Annotated in this window: 9 protein-coding genes and 1 tRNA gene; 7 read left to right on the forward strand and 3 right to left on the reverse strand. The window is 32.0% G+C overall.

Annotated features, from left to right (window positions below; all coding sequences use genetic code 11):
• Positions 1 to 79: 79 nt before the first annotated feature.
• On the reverse strand, positions 80 to 1,996 hold the full coding sequence (locus Gromo_RS02460) for a single-stranded-DNA-specific exonuclease RecJ (RefSeq protein ID WP_231158879.1): 1,917 nt from the start codon (positions 1,994 to 1,996) through the stop codon (positions 80 to 82).
• 113 nt (positions 1,997 to 2,109) lie between these two features.
• On the opposite strand from Gromo_RS02460, the gene Gromo_RS02465 reads away from it, so the two are divergent.
• The 7 genes from Gromo_RS02465 (at position 2,110) to Gromo_RS02495 (ending at position 10,675) form a co-directional block, all read left to right on the forward strand.
• A tRNA-Glu gene (locus tag Gromo_RS02465) sits at positions 2,110 to 2,182 on the forward strand.
• Between the two features lie 73 nt (positions 2,183 to 2,255).
• Entirely contained in the window at positions 2,256 to 4,850 is a 2,595-nt protein-coding gene (gene mutS, locus Gromo_RS02470) for a DNA mismatch repair protein MutS (protein ID WP_231158880.1), read from the forward strand.
• Positions 4,851 to 4,868: 18 nt separating this feature from the next.
• Positions 4,869 to 6,065, forward strand: a complete 1,197-nt coding sequence (locus Gromo_RS02475; RefSeq protein WP_231158881.1) for an alanine racemase — start codon at positions 4,869 to 4,871, stop codon at positions 6,063 to 6,065.
• 612 nt (positions 6,066 to 6,677) lie between these two features.
• Complete coding sequence (locus Gromo_RS02480) at positions 6,678 to 7,097, forward strand: Hsp20 family protein (RefSeq protein ID WP_231158882.1); 420 nt, start codon at positions 6,678 to 6,680, stop codon at positions 7,095 to 7,097.
• Positions 7,098 to 7,195: 98 nt separating this feature from the next.
• Positions 7,196 to 8,467, forward strand: a complete 1,272-nt coding sequence (locus tag Gromo_RS02485) for an aminotransferase class I/II-fold pyridoxal phosphate-dependent enzyme (RefSeq protein WP_231158883.1) — start codon at positions 7,196 to 7,198, stop codon at positions 8,465 to 8,467.
• A gap of 61 nt (positions 8,468 to 8,528) precedes the next feature.
• Entirely contained in the window at positions 8,529 to 9,704 is a 1,176-nt protein-coding gene (locus Gromo_RS02490) for a cation:dicarboxylate symporter family transporter (RefSeq protein ID WP_231158884.1), read from the forward strand.
• Positions 9,705 to 9,706: 2 nt separating this feature from the next.
• The gene (locus tag Gromo_RS02495) at positions 9,707 to 10,675 is read left to right on the forward strand and encodes a beta-ketoacyl-ACP synthase III (RefSeq protein WP_231158885.1); all 969 of its coding nucleotides are present in this window, start codon (positions 9,707 to 9,709) and stop codon (positions 10,673 to 10,675) included.
• 228 nt (positions 10,676 to 10,903) lie between these two features.
• On the opposite strand, the gene Gromo_RS02500 is transcribed toward Gromo_RS02495, so the two are convergent.
• Positions 10,904 to 11,590 carry a ribonuclease D gene (locus Gromo_RS02500; protein WP_338015379.1) on the reverse strand — a complete coding sequence of 229 codons (687 nt, stop codon included), beginning with the start codon at positions 11,588 to 11,590 and terminating at the stop codon, positions 10,904 to 10,906.
• 101 nt (positions 11,591 to 11,691) lie between these two features.
• Positions 11,692 to 12,063 carry a hypothetical protein gene (locus Gromo_RS02505; RefSeq protein WP_231158886.1) on the reverse strand — a complete coding sequence of 124 codons (372 nt, stop codon included), beginning with the start codon at positions 12,061 to 12,063 and terminating at the stop codon, positions 11,692 to 11,694.
• Positions 12,064 to 12,111 lie beyond the last annotated feature (48 nt).

A 12,111-nucleotide genomic window follows, 5' to 3' on the forward strand; every position in this document is an offset into this window, starting at 1 on the left:
TTATTGGGAGTTTTTTACAGTGTATTTCTCATAATAGGGTTTTATATTTTTTACTCATTCGATTTTGCAGTTGATGGATTCAGTTATCTTCGATTTTGCAATTGGTAGATTCAGTTATATCTTCGATTTTGCATGATACATTTCCTCTCCATTCTGAGATGGATACGACGCATGACACTAAATTGCCAAACGATTTTGTGTTTTCAATGAATTCTATTGTTCTTTTATCAATATTGAACATCATTGCATTTATGTTTTCTCTTAAATCTGAGAGATTTATTTTTGCGTGTTTTTCTTTAATTATTAATATGTTTTTAATAAAAACTCTATCGATCAAAAATAGCGGCCTTGCATTACCATTTCCATATGGTGCGCAGACATCTATTTCTGTTAATATGTTTTTGTTGATTGCGCTACATGATATTACAGAGTCTATCTTTAGAGAATCCGCTTGCCAAGAGTAATATGTTAATTCTTCCTTAAGAAATTCATGAAATTTTTGTAAATTTTTTCTTTTGATGCTAAATCCGCATGCCATTGCATGGCCACCTCCATTTTCCAAAATACCCATATTGATTGCTTTATCGATTAAGTGGCCGATGTGCAGTCCTTCAACTGAGCGTCCTGATCCTTTCAAAGTTTCGGAATTGTGGTTGATCGTATCTATTTGGAGTGAATTTGATTTTGTGTTTATATTCAAATTGCGTTCTGATTCATGATTTATTTGAATTGAGTTTAGGGAATTATTTGAAATTTCTTCATGATTTGATAGAACAAAACTAGGTTTATGAAATTTTTCCTTGAGTCTGCTGGCTGCAATGCCTATTATACCGAGATGCCAGCTACCATGAACGAGAATGAAATTTTGATTCATCAAATTTTCATTATATATTAATATTTCTATTTCATTTTGAGTATCATAATTTATATCTTTTCTCATAGAATTTAGTACATTTAGCTCATGTGATATTCTCAAAGCATCGATTTCGCTGTTCGTTGTCAGTAGTTTAAATCCTAAATATTGATTTTGGCCAATTCTTCCACCTGCATTTATTTGTGGACCGAGAATATAACCTATATCTTCTGCCTGAAGAGTATTTATCTCATTTGCTTGACATAGGAATTTTATTCCAATATTTTTTTGCTTTCTAATTATATTAATTCCGTTTTTGATAATTGCTCTATTGAGACCCTTGATTGGCATCATATCGCATATTGTGCCTATTGCGACTATATCTAGCATGTTTATTAATTCTTTTGATAGGATATTGATTATGCCTGAGTGTTCGTTTTTTAGAATTTTTATTATTGCACTACAAAATATGAATGTAATTCCAACTGCTGCCATATCTTTGGTTTTACTGAAAATATCATTTGGAGTGAGAGGATCATGAGGATTGATTAATCCAAATGCTTTTAGTGATTTGTTTTTTGTTATATGATGATCAATAACTATTACTTTAATTCCGATTTCTTTTGCATATTCAATTGATTCAAATGCTGTTGTTCCGCAATCTAATGTAAGTACGAGAGTGATTTCTTCATTTGCAAATTCATCAAATATGGATTTTGATGGTCCGTATCCATCTTTTACTCTATGAGGAATTTTACATATGATTTTGTTTTCTTCTTTTTTATGTATTAAGTGATAGACAAGATTTAAAAATTTGTAGATTAATGCAGCTGATGTGGCTCCATCAACATCGTAATCGCTTATTATACCTATTGGTAATTTTTCCAATATGTGATTTATGACTGCATTTGCTGATTTCTTCATGTCATGAAAATTCAATGGATTTGGAAGTAGATTTTTGATTTTCGGATCAAGAATTGTTTCGTATGTATCATCAGAATTTTCAGATCTGTTGATCAATATTTCTGCTGATATTTTACTGAGATTGAATTTTTGCTTTACGAATTCTAAATCTCTTGTATTTATGTCTGAAATGATCCAAATTTTATTTTTTATTGATAAATTTTCTTGCAAAATAATCATTTATTGTAGTTTTTTTGTGAGTATTGCATTTTGAACCTTCGCACGATAATGTGCAATGATGTATTTTATCTATTGTATTGATATTTTTATTTTATGTTATAGAATCACAGCATGTCCCCATCGTCTAGAGGCCTAGGACATTGCCCTTTCACGGCAACAACAGGGGTTCGAATCCCCTTGGGGATGTTAGTTTTTCTGGCTATGCAATTTTTGTTATAGGTAATATACTTGAATCTATGTGGTTTTTTTGCTTGTATAAATGATAGATAAAATTCCTGGTGAAGATTGTAATGAAGAACATTCTCATCTTACTCCCATTATGCGTCAGTATTTGGAATTAAAGGAAGGTCATAAGGATTGTCTGCTATTTTTTCGGTTAGGTGATTTTTACGAATTATTTTTCGATGATGCTATTTTGGTTTCGAATTTACTCGGTCTGACTTTGACGCAAAGAGACAAATCTAGGGGTGGAGTTCCAATGTGCGGAATGCCTGCGCATGCTAGTGATTCTTATATATCAAAATTAGTAAAATTGGGTTACAAAGTTGCAATATGTGAGCAGATGGATATGCCTGCTACGAAGCCTATCAAAGGTCCTATGCGAAGACAAGTTGTGAGAATTATTACTCAAGGAACTGCAACTGATGATATTTTGCTAGAGCCAAGTGAATATAATTTTATTTTGTCTATGTCTTTTAATAAATCTTCAAATACAATTGGATTGGCATTTGTTGATGTTTCAGTTGGTGATTTTTTTGTTGAATCTGTGAGTTTTAATAATTTGCTATCATCTTTATTTAGAATGCAACCAAAGGAGGTGCTGGTTGAAAATTCATTATTTAGCAATTTATTATTTGCGGATATTATGAAGAGTTGGCGCTTGGATTGGCGCTGTTTTATTAGATCGATGTCAGATCAGCTGTTTGATTACAATAATGCTTACAGGACATTGTTGAGTTTTTATAATGTTTCTGTGCTTGATGGTTTTGGCGTATTCAGTTCAAATGAGATTATGGCTTCAGGAGTTTTATTTGATTATATAAGATTTACTCAAGTTGACAAAACTCCTTATATTTCTGCTCCAATCAAAATTTCTAACAAAGATTTTGTTGAGATAGATGCATTTACAAGAAACAGTTTGGATATAATCGACACAAATTCTGGATTGAAAAATGCTAGTTTGTTTTATGTTCTTGATTCAACGATAACGAAAGGAGGATCTAGGCTTTTGAAGATGAACTTGTCTTCTCCTTTACGTGATATAGATAAAATAAATGAGCGACTTGATTGTATCAGTTTTTTTCTATCTCATAATAATATTTGCGAAAATGTTAGGAATGTACTTAAAAATCTGCCTGATATATCTAGGATATTATCAAGAATTTGCTTGCATAGATGGTCATTAAAAGATATATCAATGTTGAAAGTTGCTCTGATTGAAGTTAATAGATTAAGATCATGCTTTGCAGATATTCTCAATTCTGAAAAAGAAAATGATAATAATAATAATGTATCAGCAAAAGAGTCTTGCAAGAGTAATGACAGTATAATTTCATCTATAAGTGAAGTTTTGCTTGAAGATGAACTGGCTGACAAAAGTAGTAAGAAAGTATGCAATTTGCTTAAGAATTTATTCTTTCAATTAGGAGATTATGACAGTTTTTGCAATGAAAACATGAATAGTATAAGAATGGACAATATTCCTATTTCATTGAATGATGGAGATTTCATATTAAGTGGATTTTGCCACGAATTGGATGATATACGCTTGCTTCGTGATGATTCTGAGAAACTTATGCTTAATTTGCAACATAAGTACGTGAATGAGTCTGGAATTTCAAATCTTAAGATAAAAAGGAATAATATTATTGGATATTACATAGAAATTCCTCAATCTCAGGAGATGAAAGCTCTGCACTCGTTTATTCGTCGACAATCTACCACTAATACGATTCGCTATGTTAGTGAAGAGCTATCAGTGATTGAGGATAATATAGAAAATGCACAGTGTAAAGCTAAGGAAATAGAAACCAAAATTGTTCAAGAAATGATTAATAATATAGTTAAGATTCAAGATGCTATACATCTTACTGCTAGTGCAATTTCTCAAATCGATGTCTTTGCATCTTTAGCTGTGATTGCGAAAAAATATGGATACATCCGTCCTATAGTTGATATGTCAGAAGATTTTATTGTTCATGATGGAAAGCATCCGGTAGTTGATATGATTATGCAAAATAGTAGCGATTTATTTATTCCAAATGATTGTATTTTGACTTATAACGAAAAAATGTGGTTGCTTACTGGTCCAAATATGGCGGGGAAGAGTACTTTTCTCAGGCAAAATGCGTTAATTGCTATTATTGCACAATCTGGATCATTTGTTCCTGCAAAATATGCAAAAATTGGTTGTATTGATAAGATTTTTAGTCGAATTGGAGCATCTGATGACATAGCAAGAGGTCGATCAACTTTTATGGTTGAAATGATAGAGACTGCACTGATTTTGAGAAATGCGACTCCAAGGAGTTTTGTAATATTGGATGAGCTAGGTAGAGGAACTTCAACACAGGATGGTCTGGCGATTGCTGTTGCGTGTTTAGAAAAATTGCTTTATCAGATTCAGTGTAGGACATTATTTGCGACTCATTATCATGAGATTCCGCACATGGTAGAAGTTGCTTCGTACAATATGAAAATAAAAATTGCAAACGAAAGGATGTTATTTTTGTATAAATTAGCGAAAGGGAATGCTGAAAATTCTTATGGAATATATGTTGCGAAATTGGCTAGCATTCCGGAAGATGTGATTTCTCGAGCTGAAGAAATATTGACTGATTTATCTATAGGTTGATTTTTGGTGGAGGTTGAAGTGATTTCTATATCAAATTTTGAAGAATATGACATATTAAATATATGGAGGAATGATTCTATAATGCATAATTACAGAATTTTGAAAAAAAAATTTCAAGAATGTACTGGAAATCATTCTAACGATTGTTGTGCTGTGACGATAAAGAATAGTCTATATGGTGCGGATTTGATTAGAATTCTTTACATGTTATATGAAGAGGGGTGTAGGTACTATTTTGTGGCTTCATTGCGAGAAGGGATTGAAGCTCAGAATATATTTTCTTCTTATAGAATTTTTGATGCAAAGATAATGATTTTGAATGGATTAATGAGTGGACAAGAAGAGTTTATAAAAAATTATAATCTTATTCCTTGTATTAATAGCTTAAATCAACTAAAAATGTGGAATAATTTTGCAAAAATGTCTTCGATTCGTGGAAAGTGTGTTATTCACTTAGATAGTGGAATGACTCGGCATGGTATTTCTTATTTAGATGCATTAAAAATAAGTTCTGATAAAAGCATTGTGAGTAATTCAGATATTGAGATGTACATCAGTCACTTTTATGCTCTAAAAGACGAATGTCAAGAAAGTGATGATTATTTTTGCACAACAAATCAGATAAATGCGTTTTACAAGATGCTTGATATTTTACCACCTAGGCCTTTCTCTTTTTCTGCAACTGATGGTGTGCTAGTTTTGTATGGTAATGTGAATTCTGTACCTAAATTTGATCGATATAAGGAAAATTTCATAAAACCAGGATGTGGCCTGATTGGTGCTGTCCCATCTGCTGATTTCATTAGTGAATTAAAACTTGCTTTTGAGGTATATGTTCGTGTGAGTGCAATTGTCGATGTTGAGCCTGGCCAAAATATTGGTTATTCTGTGAATATTGCTTTGTCTAAGACTAGAATTGCAATTATTAACATAGGATATGGAGATGGGTATATGAAAAATTTTATCGGGACGGATGTTTTTATTTGTGGTTATAATGCGCGTGTGATTGCTATTAATTTGAATTGCTCTATAATTGACGTCTCAAATATTGAAGATGGTTTAAAAGATGATGATGGATATTATAGAAACGATTTATACGTTGAGATATGCGGTCCTAATGTCGATATAAGATATACAGCGATAAGAGATGGTCATTATCAAGTGTTTGACGCTTTGGGCCACGGTTCTATTAATGTTAAGCGAGTTTTTTTGTAAAAAAGAAATTATTTTTATTTGTTTAGTAAAGGCAAATTAGTATCTTATGATCTTATAAATATTAAGTAAAATCCATTGTTTACATGAGTTGTATTTGTTTAGCTAAAGAATATTTAAACTTTTTTATTAAGTTGGCTGTAATTTTTTTGCAATTTTGTTCTTATTTTGTAGAGATTTATGCTACTGAGAATGAAATTTAATTATATACGATTATGCTATAATCTGGATTGTGATAATGTAATATGTTGCCAACTACTTCTTCTATAAAATCATCGTCTGATTGATTCATGATGAGATATATTTGCCTGTTGATGTTGCTTATTTTTTCTTGAATGATTGATAGCTCATTCTGTTTTTTATATAACTCTAATTTTATCTTAGATAGATTTGACAATCCACTTTGAGTAAAAAAGCAGTGCAGGTATATCGTGCATAAGCACAGTAAGAAAACGATAATTAATCCAAATCTCCTAAAAATCATATGTCGTAGAACATTTTAAGAATCCTACTTTAGATATGGAATGAGGTCAAACGAATATTCATTTAATTTATGTTGAAATTTCAGTATTTAATGATTTATCATTAGAGCTACGATGTGTTGCTTGTGCTAGCATGTACACTAAATACGATAGTTTTGATAATGAGAATAAGAGATTACTTTATAGCTTGGAAGAGTCAAGTTTTCCTCCTTATGATATTGAGAAATTGCAGTCTGATTTAGTTGATAAGGAGTATTATAGAGTTAGTCTTGCCGTTGCTGGAGTTAAAAAAGAGGATTTACAAGTTTATATTCAAGGAACTTATTTGATAGTTAAGGCTGTTGCTCGAAAAGAGGTGGATAGGATTTTTTTGCATAAAGGCATATCTAGCAAGGGTTTTGAGAAGATATTTCAGCTAAGTGAGTCAATGGTCGTTCGTCACAGTTTTTTTAGAGATGGTTTGTTGTGTGTAGACGTTATTCGAAACCTTTCAAGGCAAAATATCAAGGCTATACCAATAATTTCTGAATCAGATCTGCTAAAGCTGGAGTGAAACTTGTGTTTATATATTGGTTTTTTATCAAAAGCTATTTTTTGTGTTGACTTGGACTTTTTATCACAATATGCTAGATAATATCTACTCTTGCTGATATGTTTACTACGACATTTTCTAAAATTCTTTCTGATCGATCAGTCAAGAGGAATATTTTTGATGAGATAGATGATGTTATTAAGGAATCTAATGAAAGAGTATATGATTGCGGTGTTTTAGATCCAGCAAAATTTGTAGGAATACCTGATTTTATTTTTGCGGATATTGGAAATTATATTAAAAGCAACAATCTTATTGGATATCCTGGCAATAAAGGGGAAGAGTTTTTTCTTGAATCTTGTATTGGATATTTGAAGAGGAATTTTGATATCGATTTGAGATATAGTCAGATTAATATCACTAATGGATCTAAGACAGATGAGTTTATTTTTGCAAGGACTATTGCGGATTCTGGTGATACTGTAATTTGTCCGACTCCTGGTTATCCAGCTTTTAGACAGGGAGCTGCTTTTTTGGGTTTGAACGTTTATGCTGCACCTTTATCTGCTGAGAATGATTTCTTTATAGATTTTGAGAAAATTCCATCTGATATAGCAAAAAAATCTAAGTTATTGTGGATAAATTATCCTAATTCTCCTACTGGAGTCGTTGCTGACAAATACAATATACATAGATTAATTGAGTGGGCGGATATGCATGAGATTGTTATTGCTTCTGATGAAGCATATGTGGATTTTTATTATTTTTCATCAGATGTTGTATATGTATATGATAATCTTGTGAATTATGATTTTGATAATGGTATTGAGAAAATTATATGTCAATTAAGAGACTTAATTGATCAGCGATGCTACTCTATTTTGAATTTCACTACGAATAACGTCATTGCATTTTTTTCTTTATCAAAAAGAAGTCGAATGAGTTCATTTAGAGTGGGATTTGCTGCTGGTGATGAAAATATAATTTCTGCATTATATCAGATAAAGAATATGCATGATGACGGAGTGCCTCAATTTATTCAAAAAATGGCTTCGACTGCATTGAATGATGATGAACATGTTTTTGAGTCGAGGAAATTGTATAATTACTGCAGATTTTTGTGGAGCTATTGTTTTGATTCAAATATCGATTTGAGAAAGATTGCTCGTGAAGGAGGTTTATTTCTTTGGCAGAGAGTTCCAGTTAATCTAACTGACATTGACTTTGCAAATATTTTAATGAAAGAGGCTAAGATAATTTCCATTCCTGGAAGTAATTTTGATTTGAGAATGAATGCATATATTAGAATTGCACTGAGCTGTGACTTGAAATTTATTCATGAAGTAGCTGATCGTATAAGATTCATTGTCTCAAGAATATATGCTAATTGATTTAGTGACAAGTACTATTAGTTCTGATAAGATCTACCATTTAAATTACTCGTAAAAATGTATGTTTATTGCAATTACTGATGCATTGACTTCAAAATGGGCTATGCTGATGGCTGTTATATTGGGATTATTGTTGCAATTTTATGCTTGTCCTATGAGTGTATCTCACTTATGGGCGTTGAGTTTGATCATAAAGAAGTTCATAATGGCGTGTCTACCATTCATAATGTTCGGAATTTTGTTCTCTGCACTTGTGAATATAGGTAGTAATGGAATAAAAATTATAATTTTGCTTGGAGTGATGACATTTTTGATTAATTTCTTTGGATTTTGGTTTTTGTATCCTGTTGCGAGGTTTACTAATGCCTTTGAAGCAGGAGATGCTGTGAATGGCTTATCCGACATGCTCATTCATGATTCTGCTTGGAGTTTTGATATTCCTGTATTGGTTGGAAATGGAACTGCTGTTGCTTTAGCTGTAATTGTTTGGCTAATAAGCAGGCAATTTTTTCTTGAAAAATCGATAAAAATATCGAAATTCATGAATAATGCTTCATTTTTCTTTTTACAAAGAGTTCTAGGTCCAATGATTTCTCTTTTTGTACTTGGTTTTATATCTAATTTAAACTTGTCTGGATTTGTTTTACCTATGTTTGGTTCAAATTTAACAGTGCTTTCTATTATTATTTTTTCTCCACTACTTTTTGTATATATCGTATTAGTAATATGCAATGGATTTAAGGAGGCAGCTCGTAATATGCTAAATATGATGCCTGCTGTTACGATTGCTTTTACTACTATGTCTTCAAGTTTAGCGTTTCCAAAAACATGCGAAGGATTAAAAAAGAATAAAGTTCCAGATGACATTATATCGCTTATTCCAGGAGTAATGATGCCATCAACTTTGGGAGATTGTTTTACTATCCCTACCCTTATATTTTTCATCTTGTCTGTATTTGGAATGCCGATGTTATCATTTTCTCAGTATTTTATTGCTTCTATTTTTTATTCACTATACAAATACTCAAATTGTTGCATTCCAGCAGGGACTATAATGTGTGTTATGCCCGTTATATCGAATTATTGTGGATTTACTGATGAAATGTGCGACCTCATAATGTCTATGAGTTTAGTTTTTGATTCATTTACTACTGCTGCGAACGCTATGGGACAAGGCACTTTTGGTATAGCATTTAATAGATTTTTCGGTAAACTAATTGTAAAGGGATGTGATTGATTGTGAGTGTTTTAAGGAGTAAAATTATTGCTTGTGGTGGTTATTTGCCACAAAATGTCGTTACAAATAAAGATTTGGAAAGTGTATTTGATACTACTCATGATTGGATTGTAGAAAGGACAGGAATATTGCAACGTTGTGTTGCTGATGAGTTTGAATATACTTCTCATTTGGCAGTTCATGCCGCAAAAAATGCGATTCAAATGGCGTGTATTGATCCTATGTCGATAGATATGATTCTTCTTGCAACTTCAACTCCAGATCATACTTTTCCAGCTACTTCTTCTATTGTGCAGGCTGCTATAGGAGCGAATAATGCATATGCTTTTGATCTTCAGGCTGTATGTAGTGGTTTTATATTTGCTCTCACTACTGCTGATATGTATATAAGGCATGGAATGGCAAGTACTGTGGTAGTTATAGGAGCTGAGACATTCAGTCGTATTCTAAATCCTTTGGACAGATCTACAGCAGTGCTTTTTTCTGATGGAGCTGGTGCAATGATATTGCAAGCAAGTGAAGAAATGAGTGGTGGTCATATTATTGAGAGTGTTCTTCATACGGATGGTAAATGGTACGATGCTCTAAAAACATCTGGTGGGCCTAGTACTACTGGTTATTCTGGGTATGTTGAGATGAATGGCAGGTTAGTTTTTCGTCATGCTGTTGAAAAATTGAGTTCTGTGATTGTTGAAATCTTGGAGAAATCATCTACTCATATAAATGAAATTGATTGGTTTATTCCTCATCAAGCTAATAAACGGATCATTAATGCTGTTGCAAATAATGTTAATATTGATCAATCAAAAATCATATATACTGGAGATATGCATGCTAACACATCTGCTGCATCTGTGCCGCTTGCATTTGACCAAGCATTTCGCCAAGGCAAGGTAAAAAAGGGTGATATTGTCTTGTTTGAGTCTTTTGGTGCTGGTTTCTCTTGGGGAGCAATTTTGGCTAAAATTTGATTGTTGATTTTTGCGAACATAAAGGCAGTTTTGCTTTTGCGTCATAATGATTTGACTGTTTGGTAAAGATTATGTTCTAACGAGTTCTTTCGATTGACTAAATCTCTCATCATATATCTTCTAAATAGAGTCTTTTATAATATTCTCGTATCTTGGCAATGGTTGAAACAGTTTATTTCAATTTACACTATAGTCTCTGCATTTACTTGAAATTATTATAGTTTAGACTTAATCTTTTTTTATTGAATGAGAGAATATATCGTGTTCTTCCCATCCACGTATATCCAATTCTACTCGATGAGGGAGGAAATCCAAGCATTTCTGTAGTAACTCTAATCTATTTTCTCTCTTAAGAATTTTATTTAACTCTGCTCTCAATTTATGCAAATACAAAACGTCTTTAGCTGCATATTCCTTCTGTTCTGGAGATAATTCACTTGCACCCCAGTATGAAGATGATTCAGTCTTTGATAGTTCGATTCCTAATAATTGCCTACAAACTTCTTTCAATCCATGACGATCAGTGTATGTCAGAGCTAGATATGAGGCAATTTTTGTGCAATATACATTCTGACAAAGTATTCCAAATGTTTTGTACAAAATAGCGATATCAAACCTTGCATAATGAAATATTTTTTGAATTTTCGAATCTTCCAATAACCTTATTAGATTTTTAGGTTGATTGACATTAGGAGCAATCTGAATCAAATAAGCCATATCATCTCCAAAACAGAGCTGTACAAGGCAAAGTCGATCACGTATATGGTTTAATCCCATGGCCTCAGTGTCTATTGCAACTGAATCTCCAGAAAAACTGAAATCGTTGGGCAAGTCTTCCTTATATACTTTGATGTTATCGTGATGAATAAAGTGGTGATTGAAAGTTCTGGACATGATATATGAATTAATTTGCATGAATTATACATTTTAATGTATTATTTCGCAATTCTTGCTAGTGAAATGTCTATTTTATTGGGCTTCATAAGCCTTGATTTGTGTTTAACTTAGAATAAATATTAATCCAAATCATATACTTGCAGTTCTGAAAAATTTGTCTTCAATTCTGAGAGAATATCTTTAAGGTTATTTTCTTTGGAAGAATTGTAAAAAATCCATGATTCAAAAGCAAAGTTATACGTGTTTTTCAATTCAGATAATTCAAAGCTCCAAGCAATTCCAGTTTTTTCTATTAGAAACAGCTTAAATTTGTCGATAATTTGTTGATTTTTTTCGCAGAAAAATATTATATGTCCATATTTAAATTCAATTAAGAAAAAGTCATTAAGTATAAATGAGTATAATATTGGTTCACGAGACTCTCTCACAAGGATTACGATTTCTTCAAATCTGGACTTCTCATTGAGGACTATTCGTTCGTTTAAGATCATAATAGAAGGCTTTTTGCTCGCTGTTTCGTAACTGGTGTTTTCATTAAT

Origin of the sequence: Candidatus Gromoviella agglomerans, assembly GCF_021065005.1 — a bacterium.
In the GTDB taxonomy this organism is placed as follows: domain Bacteria; phylum Pseudomonadota; class Alphaproteobacteria; order CAJXXZ01.